Origin of the sequence: Nonomuraea sp. NPDC005650 (genome assembly GCF_040605375.1) — a bacterium.
Lineage (GTDB): Bacteria > Actinomycetota > Actinomycetes > Streptosporangiales > Streptosporangiaceae > Nonomuraea.
The window spans coordinates 457875-477381 of the sequence record NZ_JBEXCR010000002.1 but is presented as its reverse complement, the minus strand read 5'-3'; the positions used below and the strand labels follow the sequence as shown (position 1 = coordinate 477381).

General features: G+C 69.5%; 17 protein-coding genes. 6 read left to right on the top strand and 11 right to left on the bottom strand.

The window, feature by feature from the left end; genetic code table 11:
* Positions 1-41 precede the first annotated feature (41 nt).
* The 4 genes from ABZS69_RS05020 to ABZS69_RS05005 form a co-directional block, all read right to left on the bottom strand.
* On the bottom strand, positions 42-2000 hold the full coding sequence (locus ABZS69_RS05020) for a cytochrome c oxidase assembly protein (protein ID WP_355366620.1): 1959 nt from the start codon (positions 1998-2000) through the stop codon (positions 42-44).
* A gap of 33 nt (positions 2001-2033) precedes the next feature.
* The gene (locus tag ABZS69_RS05015; RefSeq protein WP_355366618.1) at positions 2034-2951 is read right to left on the bottom strand and encodes a hypothetical protein; all 918 of its coding nucleotides are present in this window, start codon (positions 2949-2951) and stop codon (positions 2034-2036) included.
* Positions 2952-3103: 152 nt separating this feature from the next.
* A complete protein-coding gene (locus ABZS69_RS05010; protein WP_355366615.1) occupies positions 3104-4036 on the bottom strand; it encodes a M56 family metallopeptidase in 933 nt (310 codons plus the stop codon).
* Entirely contained in the window at positions 4033-4389 is a 357-nt protein-coding gene (locus ABZS69_RS05005) for a BlaI/MecI/CopY family transcriptional regulator (RefSeq protein WP_355366612.1), read from the bottom strand. Before ABZS69_RS05005 ends, ABZS69_RS05010 begins: the two co-directional genes overlap by 4 nt.
* Before the next feature lie 158 nt (positions 4390-4547).
* Between ABZS69_RS05005 and ABZS69_RS05000 the strand changes: the two genes are divergently transcribed.
* Positions 4548-5447 carry a cation diffusion facilitator family transporter gene (locus ABZS69_RS05000; protein ID WP_355366609.1) on the top strand — a complete coding sequence of 300 codons (900 nt, stop codon included), beginning with the start codon at positions 4548-4550 and terminating at the stop codon, positions 5445-5447.
* Between the two features lie 44 nt (positions 5448-5491).
* Here ABZS69_RS05000 and ABZS69_RS04995 read toward each other — a convergent pair whose 3' ends face one another.
* The 3 genes from ABZS69_RS04995 to ABZS69_RS04985 all read right to left on the bottom strand — a co-directional run bounded on the left by ABZS69_RS04995 (position 5492) and on the right by ABZS69_RS04985 (position 8319).
* Positions 5492-6736: an MFS transporter gene (locus tag ABZS69_RS04995; RefSeq protein WP_355366606.1), complete on the bottom strand. Its 1245-nt coding sequence runs from the start codon at positions 6734-6736 to the stop codon at positions 5492-5494.
* Entirely contained in the window at positions 6733-7818 is a 1086-nt protein-coding gene (locus ABZS69_RS04990; protein WP_355366603.1) for a PLP-dependent cysteine synthase family protein, read from the bottom strand. The genes ABZS69_RS04995 and ABZS69_RS04990 overlap by 4 nt, the downstream gene beginning before the upstream one ends.
* A 93-nt stretch (positions 7819-7911) precedes the next feature.
* Entirely contained in the window at positions 7912-8319 is a 408-nt protein-coding gene (locus ABZS69_RS04985; RefSeq protein ID WP_355366600.1) for a hypothetical protein, read from the bottom strand.
* Between the two features lie 172 nt (positions 8320-8491).
* On the opposite strand from ABZS69_RS04985, the gene ABZS69_RS04980 reads away from it, so the two are divergent.
* Entirely contained in the window at positions 8492-9787 is a 1296-nt protein-coding gene (locus ABZS69_RS04980) for an aminotransferase class V-fold PLP-dependent enzyme (RefSeq protein ID WP_355366597.1), read from the top strand.
* A 59-nt stretch (positions 9788-9846) separates the two neighbouring features.
* Positions 9847-10236: a metalloregulator ArsR/SmtB family transcription factor gene (locus tag ABZS69_RS04975; protein WP_355366594.1), complete on the top strand. Its 390-nt coding sequence runs from the start codon at positions 9847-9849 to the stop codon at positions 10234-10236.
* A 102-nt stretch (positions 10237-10338) separates the two neighbouring features.
* Here ABZS69_RS04975 and ABZS69_RS04970 read toward each other — a convergent pair whose 3' ends face one another.
* Positions 10339-11850, bottom strand: a complete 1512-nt coding sequence (locus ABZS69_RS04970) for a phosphoesterase (protein WP_355366591.1) — start codon at positions 11848-11850, stop codon at positions 10339-10341.
* 198 nt (positions 11851-12048) lie between these two features.
* Positions 12049-13617 carry a M28 family metallopeptidase gene (locus tag ABZS69_RS04965; RefSeq protein ID WP_355366588.1) on the bottom strand — a complete coding sequence of 523 codons (1569 nt, stop codon included), beginning with the start codon at positions 13615-13617 and terminating at the stop codon, positions 12049-12051.
* A 263-nt stretch (positions 13618-13880) separates the two neighbouring features.
* On the opposite strand from ABZS69_RS04965, the gene ABZS69_RS04960 reads away from it, so the two are divergent.
* Both ABZS69_RS04960 and ABZS69_RS04955 read left to right on the top strand, forming a co-directional pair.
* Entirely contained in the window at positions 13881-15821 is a 1941-nt protein-coding gene (locus ABZS69_RS04960) for a DUF1996 domain-containing protein (protein WP_355366585.1), read from the top strand.
* Positions 15822-15927: 106 nt separating this feature from the next.
* Entirely contained in the window at positions 15928-16419 is a 492-nt protein-coding gene (locus ABZS69_RS04955; RefSeq protein ID WP_355366582.1) for a hypothetical protein, read from the top strand.
* A gap of 14 nt (positions 16420-16433) precedes the next feature.
* Here ABZS69_RS04955 and ABZS69_RS04950 read toward each other — a convergent pair whose 3' ends face one another.
* Together ABZS69_RS04950 and ABZS69_RS04945 are read right to left on the bottom strand one after the other, a co-directional pair.
* Entirely contained in the window at positions 16434-17222 is a 789-nt protein-coding gene (locus ABZS69_RS04950; protein WP_355366579.1) for a hypothetical protein, read from the bottom strand.
* A 224-nt stretch (positions 17223-17446) separates the two neighbouring features.
* Complete coding sequence (locus ABZS69_RS04945) at positions 17447-18694, bottom strand: hypothetical protein (RefSeq protein ID WP_355366576.1); 1248 nt, start codon at positions 18692-18694, stop codon at positions 17447-17449.
* A gap of 141 nt (positions 18695-18835) precedes the next feature.
* On the opposite strand from ABZS69_RS04945, the gene ABZS69_RS04940 reads away from it, so the two are divergent.
* Positions 18836-19504 carry an HAD-IA family hydrolase gene (locus tag ABZS69_RS04940; protein ID WP_355366573.1) on the top strand — a complete coding sequence of 223 codons (669 nt, stop codon included), beginning with the start codon at positions 18836-18838 and terminating at the stop codon, positions 19502-19504.
* Positions 19505-19507: the final 3 nt, after the last annotated feature.

Genomic DNA, 19507 nt, shown 5'->3' with positions numbered 1-19507 from the left:
GGGACGGTGGCGGGCGAACAACTTCTACTATGCGTAGAAGTTTACTGATCCCGGGCTCGCCTGTTCAGCCGGGCCAGGTAGTCGTTGTAGGCGGTCAGTTCGCCGTCGCCGCGGCGGTCCAGCCGCCTGGATCGGCGATGGTCGCTGCGCGCCCACTGGGCGGCGATCGTGATGACGACGATCATCGTGGGGATCTCGCCGAACGCCCAGGCCATGCCCCCGGCGACGCTCTGGTCCTCCAGCACGCTTGCTCCCCAGGGGCGGGCGAGCTGGTCGTACCAGGAGGAGGCGATCGACTTGCCCATCATCATCATCGAGATGCCGAAGAAGGCGTGGAAGGGCATGGTCATCATGAGCGTGCCGAGCTTGGCGACGTACGGCAGGCGGCGCGGCGTCGGGTCCACCCCGATGACCACCCAGAAGAACAGCGCGCCGGACAGCAGGAAGTGGGTGTTCATGAGGATGTGGCCGACCGGCTGGCGCATGGCGTTCTCGAAGAGCGAGGTGTAGTAGAGCGCGTACGAGCCGCTGATGAAGACGACCATCGCCAGTGCCGGATGGGAGGCGATCTCGGCGAGGCGGCTGTGCAGCACCGCCACGAGCCACTCGCGCGGGCCGCGGTCACCACGCCTGGCGGCCGGTTTCAGCGCCCGCAGGGCGAGGGTCACGGGTGCGCCCAGGACCAGGAAGATCGGGGTCAGCATGGCCAGCCCCATGTGCTGGATCATGTGCACGCTGAACAGCACGGGCGCGTACGTGGCGATCCCGCTCTGGGTGAAGACCACGACGAGGACGATCCCGGTCGTCCACGCGAGGCTCCGGCCCACCGGCCAGGAATCACCCCGGCGGCGCAGCCGGACGACCCCGGCCGCGTACCCCGCGGTGGCGACCAGCGCCAGCAGGGCGAAGAACAGGTCCAGCCGCCACAGGGACGCCAGCCGTCCCGCGGTGAGCTCGGGCGGCATCGCATAGCCGAGCAGATCGCGTACGGGATCGACCGGCAGCACCGCCGGCGGCGGCGCGGTCCGCGACAGCGCCACCGCCAGCCCGATCGCGGCGGCCATGACCAGCACCTCACCGATCGCCAGCCGGGTGAAGGCGCGCGGCGTGCCCGCCTTCAGCGCCACCAGCGTGTGGCGGCGGTGCAGCCCGCCGAACCCGCCGAGGATGACCAGGATCGCCGCCTTGGCCAGGATGAGCCACCCGTAGGAGGAGGACACCACCTGCCCCACCTCGGTCAGGCGGGCCGCCGCACCGGCCACGCCGCTGACCGCCACGCCCACCAGGCACCACAGCGCCAGCCGGGAGAACCTGTGCGCGGCCACCGTCAGGTCGGCCCGGCCGCGCAGGGCGTGCACGGTGACGGCGGCCAGGCCGCCGACCCACAACGCCAGAGTCACCAGGTGCAGCCCCAGCCCGGTGATCGCCATCGAATGATTCGGTGAGCTGGCCGAGTGGCCGGTCAGCAGCGGCGGCAGGAGCGCCAGCAGCGCGACGGCCAGCTGGCCGCCGGCCCCTTGCACGGTTTCCACACCTCTGGCGAACCCAGCGACGCAGACCGCCAGGATCAGCACCAGCAGGAGCACCGTGCCCTGCGGGACGGCGGTGACGAAGCTGAGCAGCTCGGTGGGCGTCAGCCGCGTGGCCGGCGCCGCGAGGAGGTCCGACAGCGTGAACACCATGGTCAGCGTGGTCGTCCCGGCCCAGGACAGCGCGGCCCACGACGCCGCGCGCGCGTATCCCCGAGCCTCGGCGGACAGCAGGCCCTTGTCGGAGGGGAGCAGGACGGCCGCCATGAGCAGCATGCCCACGGTCGTCACGGCGGACAGGTCGGCGCCGAGCTTGACCAGCGGCAACCCCCACCGCGTGACGAGCCCGGCGTCGGGAAGCCCGGCGATCGCGACGACCGTGGCCGCGCCTCCCGCCGCCAGGCCGATGGCCAGGGCCGCCGCGGCAGTGCCTGCCGCGGCGATGAACATGCGGGCCGCACGCGCGGTCATGCCGGTTCTCCTCGGATCCGTCGGCCTGAGCCGCTAGTGCATCGAGATGTGCACATGGTCCTGGTGGTTGGCGGTGATGCCGCCGCGGTCGGACATGGTCTTCCAACTGGAGCCCTGCCAGATGCGCTGCTTGTAGATCACGTATTTGATGCCCAGGCGGGAGGCGTTCTTGATGGCCCATGCGGCCAGCGCGTCCCCCTCGGCCGCCTGCGCGGGGGACGGCCACGTGCCGCCCCTTGTGATCATGAAGTCGCAGGCGCGGCCCTGTGGATGCTCGCCACCGTCCTGAAGCGAGCGGAAGCACCCGATGCTGGGCAACGTGAACCGGCGTTTCACCTGGTCCCGCACCATCCGGGTGCGAGGGGTGATGTTGTCGGCCCCTGCCGGCAGCTCCGGCGCCCAGCTCCCGTCGGACCTGCGCACTCCCGGAGCGACCATCAGGCGGTCGATCCGGTCGGTGATCCGGGCGATGAGCCTGTCGGCCTTCTGGCGGTCGGCGCGCAGCCGGGCATCGCGATCGCGCAGCTCCCGCGTCTTGGCGGCGGCCGCCTCCTGGGCGCGTTGGCGCCCGTCGCGCGCGGCGGCGTAGCGGCTGATGATCGCCTGCTGGTTCTGGGTCTGCACCTGCAGGATCGCGGCCGCGTGCAGGGCGGAGTGCGGCTCTTGGGCACCCATCGGGACGCTCTGGCTCACCGGTGGGCTCTGGTAGCTGAGCGCCACCAGCTTGACCAGTTGTTCGCGGGCGGCCTCGTAGTCGTCCTGGGCGGTCTTCAGCCGGGCCGCGGCCGCCTTCTCCGCCCGTTGGGCGGCGGCCAGGGCGACCCGGTTGCCGTTGTAGCCGGCGGCCGCGGCGTCGAAGTCCTTCTGGAGCCGGCTCAGCTCCTTGCGGAGCTGCTCCGCCGTGGGCTTGGGCTCGGCGGCCGCCGGAGCCGCCAGTAGCACGGACGTCATGAGCGAGATCGCCACGAGGCTGCAGGTGCGTAGTCGTCCAGCCGCCACCCGCACGTCCCCTCTCCAAATTCTTCTACCGTACGTAGAAGTAAAGGGGAGTCTATGGGGAGAATCAGCCCGAAAGGGGCTGTCTTGCGGTTATCGATATGAGGTCAGACGGTGATGCACACCACGGGAGCGATCAGCAGGGCCAGCGGCCCGCTGAGCAGCAGGCCGGCCATCGAGTAGGCCGCCGCGGGGACCCAGCGGGCGTGGCGGCGTTCGCCGAGCAGCCGCTGCAGCCGTTCGACGACGCCCGCGTCCGCGAGCCCGAACGAGCCCAGGCCGGGGCCGGGTGCGCAGGTCGCCATGCGGACCAGCGCGCGGGCCAGCGGCAACTCGCCGTGCGCCTGGCTGGCGTGGTCGTCGGCGATCATCTCCAGCAGGACGGCCACCGTCTGCCGCGCGGTGCGGGCGGAGGCGAGCCACGGGAACGCGTGCTCCAGCGCGACGAAGGGGAGCAGCGCCAGGTCGTGGTGGCCGCGGGCGTGCGCGCGCTCGTGTTCGAGAACCGTCTGGAGCTCCTGGGCGGTCAGCGAGTCCAGGGTGCCCTGGCTGAGCACGATGCGCCGTTGCCTGCCGGGCACGCAGTAGGCGACGTGTTCGGCCACCGGCAGCACGTAGACGTCGTGGGCCGGGGAGTGGTCGGCCACCACGTCGACCAGCAGGCGCTGGCGGCGCCGCTCCCGGATCGTCTTGGTGGTGGTGCGTACGGTGTGGATGAGCAGCCAGCCCATCAGGCCCGCCGACCACGTGAGAGCCAGCAGGTGCCCCGGCCCGAGCCCGTCCAGGCCGTGCCCGCTGACGATCTGGAGCGCCAGCGTGTGCATTCCGTGCGGGAACATCGCGGCCAGGGGTGCGACCGCGGCCACCAGCCCGAGACCGACCGCGCCCAGGCCGGCGGCCACCCCGATCGCCTGCCACAGTGCCAGCGCCGCGCGCGGGTAGCGGTGCGTCCACGCCGCGTCGGACAGCCTGCGCGCGGCCCGGTCGCCCAGCGCCACCGGCAGCAGGGAGATTCCGGCCACGATCAGCCAGGCGATCACGACGCCGATCCGTCCCGGTCGCCCAGCGCCTCGCGCAAGGCGGCGGCCACCTCCGGCGTCACCGTTCCCACGAAGCGCTGTACGGCCGCCGCGACGTCGCCCGCCTCGTCCAGGGCGGCGCGCATGGCCTCGGCGACGAAGGCGTCCTTGTCCGCGGTGGCCTTGTAGAGGTGTGCTCGCCCGATGCGCTCACGGGAGACCATGCCCTTGTTGGAGAGCCGCATCAAGACGGTCAGCACCGTCGTGGTGGCGGGCTGGGACGGCAGGTCTGCCGCGAGGACGTGGGCGAACATGCCCTCCGGATGCTCCCACAGGGCTTCCATGACCGATCGCTCCAGGTTGCCGAGCTGCACCGTGGCCCTCCTGCCGTTTTCTACTCAAGGCCGAAGGCTACCGTCGCGATGTCGTCCATGTGGGTGTCTGCGTGAGCACGGCGCCGTTGACATTTGCCTCAATACTGACAAACTGCACACATGAATATCTCTTCATATATTGATGATGGGAGCACCTGATGGGCGCCGGGCACGGACATGGACACGCGGGCAGCCGTCACCGCTGGCGCCTGGCGGTCTCCTTCGCCCTGATCGGCTCCTTCTTCGTCGTCGAGCTCGCCTACGGCCTGATCTCCGGCTCGCTGGCGCTGATGTCCGACGCCGGCCACATGGCCGCCGACGTCGTCACCCTCGGCGCGGCCCTGGTCGCGACCAGGATCGCCACCAGGCCGGACGCCACAGGCCGCCGCAGTTACGGCTCGTACCGGGCCGAGGTGTTCGCGTCCCTGCTGGCCGTCGTGCTGATGATCGGGGTCGCCCTGTACGTGGTCGCCGAGGCCGTCGGCCGCATCGGCGAGCCCGCCGAGGTCTCCTCCGGCCCCATGCTCATCGTGGGCGCCATCGGCCTGGCCGCGAACGTCGTGGCCCTGTTGCTGCTGCGCTCGGGCGCCAATGAGAGCCTCAACGTCAAGGGCGCCTACCTGGAGGTCGTGGCCGACACGGCCGGATCCGTCGGCGTCATCGTCGCGGGGTGGCTCGTCATGGCCACCGGCCAGACGTTCTGGGACACCGTCGTCGCCCTCGCCATCGGCGTCTTCGTCGCCGTACGGGCGGTCTCGCTCGGCCGTCAGGTCTTCGCGGTGCTCGGCCAGCACGTGCCCGAGGGTATGGACGCGACCACGGTCGCGCAGGACCTGGCCGCCATCAACGGCGTACGCGACGTCCACGACCTGCACCTGTGGACCCTCACCTCCGGCATGAACGTCGCCACCGCCCACCTCGTCACCGCCGATCAGAACGACAGCCACTCGGTGCTGGACCAGGCCCGCGAGGTGCTACGCCGGCGCCACGGCGTGGCCCACGCGACCCTGCAGGTCGAGCCCGCGAACCACACCGGCTGCGACGAGCTCGGCTGGTAGCCACGGATCGCGGATGCCCTGGTGCGAGCCAGGGCATCCGCGCGTCAGGCGGGCACGGGCAGCTGACCCGTGGCGGTGAGCCGGCCACGCCGGCTCAACCGCCCGACGGCTGTCGCGGAGGCCAGCCCCGCGACGGTCAGCAGCACCCATGGCAGGGCGGCCAGCCCGGAGGAGCGGGCCACGTCGACCAGGGCTCCGGACAGCAGGTTCCCGGCCAGGATGCCGATGCCGGACAGCAGGTTGTACAGCCCGTAATAGGTGCCGATCAACCGGTCTCCGGCCATGTCGGCGATGGTGGCCATCTCGAACGGAAAGGCGATCAGCGTCCCCATGGTGAGGAGCAGCGTGCACGCGACCACCGGCATGATGGCCCACATCGGCGGGAGCGGCAGCCCGGCCGCCGCGGCCGGCGGCAGGAACGCGACTCCCATGAGCGCCAGGCCCCGGCTGATCGCCTGGCCACGACTCCACCGGGCCGAGCACCAGTCGGTCAGGCGGACCTGTCCGGCGATGCCGAGCAGCGCCGAGACGGCGTAGAGGGCCATCACGCCCGCCTGGCCCCCGCCGAGGCGTTGGACCTCAAGCGGCAGGGCCAGATACATCTGGTACGACAGCGCGTACGAGGCGATCATCGCCGCGGCGAAGGAGACGAAGGCCCGGTCCCCGAACGCCTGCCGCCAGTCACGCAGTACGGGCTGATGCTTGCGTACGGGACCCCGCCTGGCCGGCAGGCACAGGCCCTGAAGGACGGTCAGCACCGCGAAGATCGCCGAAGCGGACAGGCAGACGACGCCGAAGCCGGAGTTCAGCAGCGCGAGGCCGACCAGCGGGCCGAGCAGGATGCCGCCCTGGTAGAACACGTTGAACACGGCGAAGGCCGCGACTTTGCGCTCCCCGGCCTCCTGGGCCAGGTAGGCGCGGGCGGCCGGGTTGAACAGCGCGCCCGCCAAACCCGTCACGACGGCCGCCGCGATCAGCAGCGGCAGCGCGGTGGTCAGCCCGAACAGCGCGAACCCGACCGTGCGCAGAGCGCATCCGAGCATGATCATCGGTTTGTGGCCGAGCCGGTCCGCCAAGGTGCCGCCGATCAGGAACATGCCCTGCTGGCTCAGGTTGCGCAGGCCCAGGATCAGCCCGATCGTCCAGACCGCCAGGCCGGCGTCGGCCGACAGGTGCTGGGCGAGGTAGGGCATGAGCATGTAGAAGCCCAGGTTGATGCCGGCCTGGTTGATCTGGAGGAGCTGGATCGGCCGGTCGAACGACCGGAACTCCCGGAGCGTGCCCCTCATCGCCGGCCTGCCAGCGGATCCGTCACGTCGGCACAGCGCGTCCAGCGGTGCACCTCCCGCTCGGCGGGGGCGTACAGCCGGTCCGGTTCCTCGGCCGGGACCGTGCCGAGCAGGCCCTGGGCGTGGCAGTAGTCGTCGTCGAAGATGGTGTTCCAGTACCGCCACGGTCCGTCGGGGAAGATCGCCACGATGGTCCGGTCGGGGGCGGCGCGGGCCAGCCAGCGGGCCACCAGGGTGACGGCGCCGGTGCTCCAGCCGCCCGAGACGTAGTGCTGGGCGGCCAGGGCGCGGCAGGCCCAGACCGCTTCGGCGGGGCTGACCCAGTGCACCTCGCTGAAGGCGTCGTAGGCGACGTTGCGCGGGTGGATGCTGGAGCCGAGCCCGCGCATCAGCCGGGTACGGGCGGGCTGCCCGAAGATGGTCGAGCCCACGGTGTCGACGCCCACCAGCTTCAGATCGGGGAAGTGGCGGTGGAGCACGCGGTGGATCCCCGCGCTGTGGCCGCCGGTGCCGACCGAGCACACCAGCGTGTCGATGTGGGGAAGCCGGCCCAGCAGCTCGTGCGCCAGGCCGGCGTAGGCGTCGACGTTGTCGGGGTTGTTGTACTGGTCGGGGCAGTAGGAGCCGGGAATGTCGGCCAGCAGGCGCCGCACCCGCTCGCGGCGGGCCTGCTGCCAGCCGCCGACGGGGTGCGGCTCGGCGACGATCTCCAGGCGGACGCCGTAGGAGGAGAGCAGCCGGCACATGAGGGGCTCCATCCCGGGATCCCCCACCAGCACGATCGGGTGGCCGTAGGCGATGCCGGCCAGGGCCAGGCCGAGTCCCAGGGTGCCGCTGGTCGACTCGACGATCGTCGCGCCGGGCAGCAGCTCTCCTCGTGCCCTGGCCTGGCGGACCATGTGCAGTGCGGGGCGGTCCTTGATCCCGCCCGGGTTGAATCCTTCGAGCTTGGCCCAGAATCCTCCTCCCCCCGGTACGAAGGGCCCGGAAATGTATGTCAGCGGGGTGTTGCCGACGGCGAGGGTGAGCGAAGAACGGCCCGTGAGCTCTTTCGGGCGCGCGAAAGTAACTTGTGGTGACATTGGTGAATCCCCGATGTGAAAGACGCAGTTCGCGGGCACGACTGACCGGCCGCGAATTTGCTCGGATAATTGCGGCTTATGGAGTCGCGGATCCTATATGCGCAGCACGCAGAGATTTTCCGGGCAGGGCCCGTGCAAGCGGTCGGCGCCCGCCTGAGCGGACGGGGCCTCGCCGGCGGACGTCGGGGCGGGGACGGACATGGCGGCCGGCATCATCATGGTCGGCGTGCCCGACGGGGCGGTCGCCGAGCAGTCCTGTTCGGTGCCGTGCTGGTGGTGCGGCGGCAGCTTGCGATGCAGGCAGTCGACGCCGTGCGCGGCGCTCGCCACCAGGTGAGCCCTGTGGGCGGCGTGCTCCGACATCTCCACGGCCGCACACGCGCCCCCGTGGGCGAATATCACGCCGATGAAGGCGATGAGCGCGAGCGCCGCATGCGCCAGCGACCGGCCGGCGACGGATGTGGCCGGTCGCCGGGAACGGACGGTTCGTGTCGTGAGCATCACGAGTGATAATGCCCGTACGATTGCGAGACGCGCTCGGAGAAGTCAAAGATTCCGGTAAAGCTGCGCCCTGTCGGGGGTTCTCATCCGCGCGGACGTCGTTTCGTTCGGCGAGGATTACCCATACGGGAATATGACTGCCGAATCTCTCACTTTTCCAGGTGGTGTCCATATGGTCCTGTCGAGGCGCCGGATCGTCGCCGGCCTTGGTGCGTCGTTGGTCGCCGGTCCGGCGGTCGCCGGCGTGGTGCCGGTCGTGCCCGGTGGCGCAGCCGTGGGAGAGCTGGCCCGAGACGAGGGGTTCTGGGCTGCCGTCGCCGGGCAGTTCCGCGTGAGCCCGGACTTCGTCAACCTGGAGAACGGCTACTACGGGGTCATGCCCGAGCCCGTCCGCCGGGCCTACCACCGCAATGTCGACCAGCTCAACGAACGGAACTCCCAGCTGCTGCGCACCACGTACAAGGCCGACGCCGACCAGATCCGCGACCGCATCGCCGGCCTCCTCGGGGTGACCAGGGACGAGATCGCGCTCACCCGCGGCGGCACCGAGGCCCTGCAGAACCTCGTCTCCGGCTACCGCCGCCTGCGCCCCGGCGACGGCGTCATGTACGCCGACCTCGACTATCACAGCGGCCAGTACGCCATGAACTGGCTCCGCTCCCGTCGCGGGGTCCAGGTCGTACGCGTCGTCATCCCCGAGCCCGCCACGCGCCAGGCGGTGCTGGACACCTACGAGCGCGCCCTGCGCGAGCACCCTGAGGTCAGGCTGCTCCTGCTCAGCCATATGAACAACCGCACCGGCCTGGTCACGCCCGCCCGCGAGATCGTGGCCATGGCCCGCCGGCGGGGTGTCGACGTGATCGTGGACGCGGCGCACTCATGGGGCCAGCTCGACTTCACCCTCCCCGACCTCGACGCGGACTTCGCCGTCTTCTCGCTGCACAAGTGGATGGGCGTGCCGCTGGGCGCCGGATTCCTCTACATCCGTAAGCGTCGCCTGGCCGACATCGACCCCCTCTACGCCGACGAGACCTATCCCGCCACCGACATCCGCTCCCGCGTCCACTCGGGCACCATGAACGTCGCCCCGTTCCTCACCGTCGACGCCGCTCTGGACTTCCACGAATCCCTCACCGCCGGCGCCAAGCAGGCCCGCCTGTGCTACCTGCGGGACCGCTGGGTTCACGCGCTTCGCGACGTCGCGAACCTGGAGGTCCTCACTCCGGACGAGCCCGGCATGTACGGCGCCATCACCGCGTTCCGCATAACCGGCCGCACCACGGAAGCCGACAACACCGCCATCGCCGACCGCCTGATGAAAGAACACCGGATCTTCACCGTCGCCAGGACCGGCCTGTCCGGCGGCGGCGCCGTTCGCGTCACGCCTGCCCTGTACACCTCCGCGGACGACATGGATCGGCTCGCGGCTGCGCTGCGCGCGATTTCCGGACAAAACCGGCACCCTTGACGGGCTGTTCGGGCAACGCCGTATATCTTGCTCATGTGAGCGGTTCTTCAGGTGATGGTGTGTTGGCGATAGACGGCTGCACGGTCAAGGTGGTCGACGGTGAACGGGTGGCCGCCGTGCTCGATCGGATGCCGGCCGCCGAGGACCTGACCGACACCGCGGACATCTTCGGGCTGCTGTCGGACCCGAACCGGCTGCGCCTGCTGGTCGCGCTGCTGGACGGCGAGTTGTGCGTGTGCGATCTGGCCGCGGTGACCGGCCAGAGCGAGTCCGCGGTCTCCCACGCGCTGCGGTTGCTGCGGGCGCACCGCATCGTCGCCGCGCGCCGCGCCGGGCGGATGGCCTACTATCGGCTGGAGGACCCGCACGTACGGATGCTGCTCGACCTGGCGCTCGCCCACACCGAGCACACCGACGCCATCCACCCCGAACGCGACGGGAACACGTGACGGGCACGTAGTCCCGCGCCGGGTCGGGGGCGGACGGCGCCGACCGGGCGCGGCCTGGTGCCGCGCCTGGTCAGCTGCCTTCTCCGTCGGCTGATTTCTCCGTCAGCGCTCGATGAACACCGGGTTGGAGTAGAACCACAGGTCCGCCCACGGGTCGGAGCCCTTCGGGTCGGGCTGGGGCTCGAGCTCGTCGGTGTTGGTGCCACGCACGCGGACGTACATGGGGCCGTCGATGTCGCGCAGGGTGTGGCGGACGACGATCTCGTCACCCTCGCGCCGCCACTGCTTGGGGCCGTAGCGGGCCTCGACCTTGGTGGTCGAGTTGGTGTCGGAGGTACGGTCCTTGGCCGGGCCGGTGACGCGGCCGGTGATGATGTCGACGCGGTTCACCTGGGGGCGCTCGCCCTTGGCGTTGGCCGTACGCGGCACGCGGAAGCGGACCTCGACCTCGGCGTCACGGTCGCGGCCGCGCAGCTGGAGGGTCTCGCCGACGCTCACGGTGTTGCCGTTGGCCTCGCCCTGGGCGTGCCCGGTGCGGGACACCGTCAGGTCGAGCTGGTCGATCAGGTCACCGATGACGACGAAGATCCGGCCGCTGCGCAGCCCGTCGAGGATGTCGGCGTAGTCCCAGCCCGCGTGCACGTACGTCTTGGAGTACTCGCCCGGCCAGAAGTCGCTGCCGCCCTCGGTGTAGTGGACGTGGGAGTCGGACGTGGAGGTGATCCACCAGCGACGCCCCTCGCCGAGCAGCGAGTCCCACAGGCCGCCCAGCCGGGCGGTCATCTGGTCGAAACCGCCCATCGTGGGGTGGTTGCCGTAACCGCCGCGCGCGCCGGTCGGCTTGATGCTGCCGTCCTTGTTGAGCGCGCCGGCCTGGTGGCCGGGAGCGCCCTCGAAGCCGTGGGCGATGTCCGGCGCGGTGTCGTTCCAGTTGCGGAACTCCGCCGGGGTGTCCTGACCGTAGACGCCCAGCCCGGTGGCGGAGCGGGCAGGGTGGTTGGCGAACAGCAGCGGCTTGTGCGGCAGCTGCTGCATCACCCGCAGAGCCTCCAGCATCTTCTGCTCGGTGTTGAAGCTCGGGTCGGCGGGGAACGGGTCGCGCGCGGAGAACTTGCTCTCCAGCTGGAACAGGATGTCCCGCTCGGTGGACACCTTCGGGATGATCAGGCTGGAGTGGTCGGCGGCGGGGGTGTCCAGTTCCATGCCGTAGAACTGCAGTACCTTCGGCACGGACCGGCGCGCCTCCAGGAGGCTGGGGTAGCGCTGCTCGGCGTCCAGCTTGGAGTGCAGCGGGCCGCCGTGGTCGGTGGAGACGATCCAGGCGAGCCCGAACTGCTGCGCGTGCGTGGCGTTGACCGAAAGCGGGTAGATCGCGTCCCCGCCGATGATCGGCTTGGGCGGGGTGGTGGAGTTGTCGTAGCCGACACTGAACTCGCTGTGCACATGGTGGTCGCCGGGCAGCCAGCGGCGGCGACCGCCGCCACCACCGGGTCGCCGGTCATCGGCCCAGGCCGGACCGGTCAGGCCGCCGACGGCGACGGCACCGACCAGACCACCGGTCACGGCCAGCAACCGCCGTCGCGTCACATGTTCGGGATTCTCAGAAGCGGACATCGGGGCTAGTTCCTCTCCAAAGGGCGCCATACATCCGCATGAGTTCATCGATCCGATGTGACGACCTGTTGAAGGGTCACCGACCCTTCGGAGAACAGTGGAGAACTGACGATGACCAGCCACCTACATGTGAAGACAGACGGCGGCCGTGGGGCCGTGCGCCCGCCATGAGGCATGGCGGGCGCACGGCCTCTTTCGCTAGTTCTTGGCTCTGCCGTGGATGTCGATGCCGGCGTCGGTGGCCGCGCGCCGGACGGTGGCCGCCGCGCGGGTGTCGGGGCCGGGGAGGTCGGAGGAGAAGGCGTAGACCACGGCGGCTGTGGCGATGGCGCCGGTGTTCAGCGCGAGCGCCTTGTCGTTGATGTTGGCCGTGGTGTCGCAGGCCTGGTGGTAGCAGGGGTCGTAGGGCTCGCCCGCGGTGCCGCCGAACAGCGCGGCCTCTTCGGCGGTCTTGATGCCCTCGGCGCCGGTGAACAGCCCGCCCGCCGGGATGCCGGCCGCGATGAACGGTCCGTAGTCGGAGCGGCCGTCGAAGTCGGTGCCGTTGTGGCCCTGGCGCAGCGTGTCGAAGTACTTCTCGAAGAGCTTCTCGATCTCGTCGGATCCGGGCGGGCCGGCGGGGGAGCCGACGCCGTCGCTGTCGTCACCGTCGTAGATCTTGAACGCGTAGTTGGGGGAGCCGATCATGTCGTAGTTGAGGTACAGCTTGATCTTGGCCAGGTTGGCGGCCGGCGGGTTGTCCACATAGAAGGTGGAGCCGAGCAGGCCCAGCTCCTCGGCGCTCCACCAGGCGAAGCGCAGCTTGTTGCGAGTGGGGACCTTGCCGAGCGCCTCGGCCACCGCGAGCGTCGCGGCGCTGCCGGAGCCGTCGTCGTTGATGCCCGGCCCGGCCGGCACGGAGTCGAGGTGGGCGCCGGACATGACGACCTTGTTCGGGTCGCCCCACTTGGAGTCGGCGATCACGTTGTAGGTGGTGCGGATCTCGCTGACGGTGTCCGTCTTGAGGTGCACCACGCTGGTGGCCGAGGCCAGCTCCTGGCCGACGGCGAAGCTGGCGCCCAGGACGGGGATCGAGACGGGCTCGCCGAGGTTGCCGAGCAGCGTGTCGGTACGGCCGGGCTGGCCCTCGTTGAAGATGATCGCGGCGACGGCTCCGGCGGCCTGGGCGTTCTGCGCCTTGACGAGGAAGTCGCAGGTGCCGCGCTGGAGCAGGGCGATGTTGCCGGGGGTGAAGCCGGCGAAGTCGGCGGCCTCGCAGCCGGAGTTGGAGCTGCTGGGCGTCGGGCCGGGCGGCAGGACCAGGTCGACGTTCTGCAGGGTCGCGGTCACCTCACCGGAGCCGGAGTAGTTCATGGTGGCGAAGTCGCCGACCGAGGAGCCGTCGGGCGGGGTCGGGGCGAAGACCCGCGGGTTGGGGGAGGTCCGCTCCATCAGGGCGGTCGACTTCTCCTCGAAGTAGGCGAAGTCGAACGGCTGCACCGTCACGTTGTAGCCGGCCTTCTTGAGCTTGCCGACGACGTAGTCGCGTGAGGCCGCGTGTCCGCTCGTGCCGGCGGCCCGGTTGCCGTTGTTGGCGTTGGCGATCGTCTGCAGCGCCTGCAGGTGCTTCTTGACGGCGGGCGCGGTGACGGAGTCGACCAGCTTCTTCTGTGCGGGACTTGGTGCCGGTTCCGCCTGCGCTGCGGCGGGGACGAGCGCCAGGGGTAAAGCGAGCGCTGTGGCCAGGCTGAGGGTACGGAACGCACCTCGGCGCGAGGTGATGCGCATGTGAACTCCTCTGACTTGCGTGAATCTGTGCATTCTCCATGAATCGGCGGCATAGGGGAACGTTGACGCGCAAATGCACCGCACAAACTTCTACGCGATGTCGAACTCTGGGCGTCGGACGCGCGTATCTCGTTCTGACGACGGTCGCGACCCCCTTTGCGGAGGCAGCCCGATGAGTCCTCAAGACCGGGCCGCATGCGCAGACGGAGAGAGGGATTATGAGACATCGACATGGCTCCCGCGTCCGACGAAGGACGGCGGGCATGCTCACGGCCCTGGCCGTCCTGAGCAGCGGCCTCACGGCCGGCGCCGCGGACGCGGCGACAAGCGGGGCATCCGGTACCACGGCCTTCGCGCCGGCCATCTCCTGCCCCTCCGTTGCGGACAGGCTGGACCAGGTGCCCGATCGCGCTCAGGCGGAAGTTCAGCGGAATCTGCAGCAGTTGGAGAGCCAGATCGCTGAGGCCAATCGGCGGTTGGCGAGTTCGGCGGGGCAGGGCGGCCCCAACTTCGTCCAGAATGCGATTCTCGGACCGCTGAAGGACAAGCGGACGGCGGTTCTCGAACGGATCCAGATCGCCTTCCAGCGCGCCGGCGCCCAAGCACCCACCGGCCTCCGGGGCCTGGCCACCTGCACTGTGCAGGACGACGGGACCGGGAACAACAACGGCGACCAGAACAACGGCGACCAGAACAATGGCGACCAGAACAATGGCGACCAGGGCGACGGCAACCAGAACAACGGTGACCAGGGCAATGGCGACCAGAACAACGGTGACCAGGGCAATGGCGACCAGAACAACGGTGACCAGAACAACGGTGACCAGGGTGACGGCAACCAGAACAACGGCAACCAGAACAACGGTGGAGCCGCTGGTCAGATCGTCTGCCCCGAGGTGGCGGACAGGCTGGGTCAAGTGCCCGATCGCGCTCAGGCGGAAGTTCAGCGGAATCTGCAGCAGTTGGAGAGCCAGATCGCTGAGGCCAATCGGCGGTTGGCGAGTTCGGCGGGGCAGGGCGGCCCCAACTTCGTCCAGAATGCGATTCTCGGACCGCTGAAGGACAAGCGGACGGCGACCCTTGAACGGATCCAGATCGCCTTCCAGCGCGCCGGCGCCCAGGCTCCGACCAGCCTCCGCACCCTGGCGTCATGTGACCTGCGGAACGGCAACCCGGGCAACGGCAACAACGGGAACGGCAACAACGGCAACAACGGCGACGGGAACAACGGCAACAACGGCGACGGGAACAACGGAAACGGCGGCGACGGGAACAACGGAAACGGCGGAAACAACGGCGACAACGGCGACGGCGGAGACGGCGGGGCCCAGGCCAGAGGGCCCGTCCCGGAGGACTTCGTCGACATCCGTTCCGTACAACCGAACGTGAGAACACCCCGCACGCAGCAGAACGGCTCCAGAGGAACGTTCAGCGTGGACTGCGGGCGCAACGAGAAGCGGATCTTCAACTCCGACAACGTCATCGTGGCCCCCGGCGTGTCCAACGGCGCGCAGCACACGCACGACTACGTGGGGAACGAGTCCACCAACAATCAGTCCACCAACGAGAGCCTGCTGGCGGCCAGCACCACCTGCCGCAACGGCGACAAGTCCACGCACTACTGGCCCGTGCTGAGGGCCCTGGGGCAGCAGGAATTCGACGCCAACCGGCGAGGTGGCGGGCTCGACCTGAACGTCGGCAAAATCCTCACCCCGGTCTCGGTGCAGATCACCTTCAAGGGCAACCCGACCGGCAAGGTGGTGGCGGCTCCGCAGTTCCTGCGCATCATCACCGGCAACGCCCGGGTCGGCGGAGCCGAGGCCAACGCCGGATGGACCTGCACCGGATTCGAGAACCGCCAGTTGACGGACAAGTACCCGCTCTGCCCGCGAGGCAGCAGGCTGGTGCGGGTCTTCGATTTCCAGAGCTGCTGGGACGGCCAGAACGTCGACAGCGCCAACCACCGCACCCATGTCACTTTCCCGCAGGCCGACGGCGGCTGCCCGCAGGGCTTCCAGCCCATTCCCGCGCTGGAGCACCGGCTCGTCTACAACGTGCCGCAGGGACCCAATTTCGCCGTCGACACCTTTCCCGAAGAGCTGCACAAGCCGGTCACCGACCACAGCGACTTCATCAACCTGATGAACGAGCAGCAGATGGGACAGGTGGTCGACTGCATCAACAGCGGCAGGCGCTGCCGCTGACCCTTTGGCAGAAGAGAGGTTCGGCGTGGCCAGGAGACTGGCCACGCCGTCCTCGTCGCCAGGAGTCAGGAGTAAGGCCAAATCAGGTGCGAGAAAGGGCAACATCATGGCTGGCTTCTCCCGACCGCGATGCGCTCAGGGCGCCGCGCGGCTGACCGGCGTCACCAGGAGGCGCGATCGCGGCGGCATCGTCCTGTCGCTGGCCATCGCCTCGGCGCTCACCCTCACCGCATGCGGCGTACAGGCCGAGGCGGACAGCGGGTCGAAGTCGACTGCGGGAAACGCACCCCGCACGTACACCGTCGAGCAACTGGCGGCCGCCATCGGCTGCACCGCCCAGATCACCCTCAAGGCACTGGACTACCGGAAAGGGGAATGCACCAGCGACGGGATCCCCTATGTGTTCCTCGATTTCGTCACGGCCGAAGGCCAGCGTGAGTGGCTTGACTACGCCGAGATGTACGGCGGCCTCTACCTCGTCGGCGACCGATGGGCGCTGTCGGCCAAGTCCAAGTCCTTCATGCAGGAATTGAGCAGGAAGCTCGGCGGCAAGGTCGAGGAACATGGCCCTCCCGGCTCCACCCCGTCCCCGAGCTGATGTCCTGCGCGTCGTCAGCCCTGGCCGTACCTGGCGGCCCATGCGGCGAGCTTGTCGCATTCGGCGCCGGGGCAGCGTACGAGGTCGCCGCTCCGGACGAACAGCCTGTTCTCCCTGTAGCCCTGCTCGCCTGCTTCCAGCAGCCGGTAGAAGACCTGCCGGCTGCCACCACCCGACCTGACCCTGTTGTAGAAGGGTGCGGAGCTCGCATCGCCGATGGGCCGGTCGTAGCGGAAGTCTCCCGACAGAGTCTTGCCGAGGTCGGTCAGGCAGGTGGCGTACCCGATCTTCGCCGAGATGGGTCGCATCGCGAAGCCCGCCATCAGGCCGTGGTCCTGGTAGCGATAGAGCTGCGCGCCTGTTATCTCCTTCACCCGGGCCCGGCAACGCCTGCCGGAGGGCGCGGCGGCGGTGTCCTGACGCATGAACGGCTGGGAGGTCCTGACACCGCCCTGGTAGGTGTACGTGAAGCTGGTGACCTTCGACGGTTTGGTGATGTCGGCGCACTGCGGCGTGAGGTTGAGCGTCGGCCCGAAGCCCGCGTTACCGACCATGCGCTGCGTGATGCTCTCCCCTCGCCGCACCAGCACGAGGTGATACTCGCGGCCTTCGACGGTGGCGGGGTAGAGCGCCCTGATGTCGGCTGACTTGCCGCCGGCCTGGACGAAGTGACCGGCCCAGTCGATGCGGGAGGTCCCGCAGCCGTCCGTGGCGGCGGCCGTGGAGGCGGTTGCCGGCCCGGTTGCCGCGAAGGTCGCGGCGAGCGGCATGGCGGCCAGGGCGGTGGTGAGGCGACGCTGCACGACTCTCCCATCTCCGAAAGTGAGTGTCCGACTACTTAGAGTATGCGGAGAGTGTGGAGGTAAACAGCTTCTGCCGGGCGTGTCACGTCCGATCTGCTGCTCGACCAGGTGAACCGGCGACCGGCCGTCCGGCGCGGCGCCATGCGCAACCGGACGGCGACCGGCCGTCCGGCGGCACCTGCGCCGCCGGACGGCCCTGCACGCCGACCTCGGCGGGAAGACGCTCAGCCGAGCCAGGTGGTGATCTGGGTCATGGCGGTCGAAGACCAGCCGAGTTTGAGGTGGTTGAGTGCGAGAGTCGCGGTCGCGGCCCGGTTCGCGATGCCGTCGCCCGCGGCGCAACTCGCCACGAAGACGGCGCCGTCGGACGGCCCCGTGTGCTCGTTGTGCAGCAGCGCCATGTCCGGCATGTTGCCGCACAGTTGGTAGACCGGCACGCTGGACGGAGTGCCCGCGTCGATGAGAGGCCGCACCAGCGAGCCCTTGTCGATGGCCCACTGGATCCCGCGGCCGGCGGTGTAGAAGCCGGTGCCGCCGTAATAGGTGGTGTACCAGTCCTGCTCGGCGGCGGGCAGCGGGTAGACGTCGTCCCAGCGATAGAGCATGTCGTCAGAGCCCGGGTAGGCATCGCCCTCGTAGCTCAGCTCGGGATGGTTGCGCCACAGGCCGTAGCAGATCATCTGGGAGTGGGGCGCGGGCGCGTTCAGCGACCCCCCACATTCCGGAAATATGGCGAAATCGTGGGTCCAGCCGTGCCGGTACCCCCAGTCGAAGCCCTTGTTCGGCCCGCCGACGAGGACCAGCTTCCTGACATCGCCCGCGTAGGCCGTGCCCCAGGACTTGCGCAGCGACGAGACGTACATGCGGGCGTTGAACGCGCCCTTCGACCAGCCGATCACGTCCACCTGCGCCGCGCCGGTCTTCGCCCGGATCCTGGCGACGGCGTCGTGGATCTGCTCCGCCCAGTTGTAGCCGTCCCCTGTGACATGCGGGAAGCCGATCGCGAACACCTTGTAGCCCTGCCCGGTGAGGTGCTGCATGAGTCCCGTGGTGGGACAGGAGGCCTGGCCGCAGCCGTACGAGCCTCTGGCGTTGGGGTTGGCCCAGGCCAGATCGGCGTCCTGGTTGGCGCCGTGCACCAGCAGTACGGGGGTGCTCTTGGTTCCTGTCTGCCAGCCCGGCGCGTGGTACAGCAGGAACCGCGAGGAGTGCGGCCGGGCGATGTCGCCGAACAGGCGCTTGGTCTGCCCCGTCTGATCACCACGCCCGTCGGACGGGTAGGTCTCGGCCTGGAACCCGGTGGAGTTGTCCTTGAGGCGCTCGACCAGCGCCCAGCCGTTCTCCAGGCCCGAGGTGTAGGTGGCCTCCAGCGTCACCGACGCCGTCGCGGTCGCGGCGGCGGGCGTCGTGAAGAGCGCTCCGGTTGATAACGCGAGGGCCACGGCCACTCGGGTCCACGAACGTCGTCCCATCAGATCTCCCACGAAGCTCGGATGAGCCAAGTTCGCCCGATCCGCAGGCGCGGGTCAATGTGAGCCGCACCCATAGCCCTGTGTCGGTCGATGCCCCCGGGAGCGCCCGTCCATCACGCGAATCGCGCTACTTTGGGCGATGTGATCGGCGCAGTGGTGATCGACGTGGACGACACGCTCTGCCTCACCGAGGCGGCCTGTTTCGAGATGGAGAACGAGGTGCTGGCGCGGATGGGGCGCCGGCCGATGTCCCGGGCGGTGCACCTGTCGACGTGGGGCAGGACGTTGCTCGAGGCGATGCCCGAGCGTTCCCCCGGCGTGGACGTGGCGGACTTCGCGGCTGTTCATCGCGTCGTGCTCCGGGAGTATGTGGAGGCCGGACGGCTGGATGTCATCGTGCCGGAGAACCTCGCCGCGCTCGATCGGCTCGCCGTGGCCGGACACCGCCTCATGGTGCTGACGTCGCGTACCGAGATCGAGGTCGCGCACCTGCTCGCTCCCGACCACGTGCTCGCCGGCCGGCTCGCGGCGGCCTACCACGAGGGGAACACGCGCTTCACGAAGCCCGACCCCCGGGCCTTCGACGAACTCCTCGCCGCCGCGGGGCTGCGGCCGGACGAATGCGTTTACGTGGGCGACTCGCCGGGCGACGCGCAGGCGGCCAACGGCGCCGGCTTACGCTTCATCGCCTGCCTGCAGAGCGGCGTCAGGAAGCGCCGGGATTTCGCCGCTCACCGAGTCGACGTGTTCATCGACGCGTTTCCTGACGTGGTCGAGGCCGTCGCGAGCCTCGGAGAAGCTCGATCCTAATCG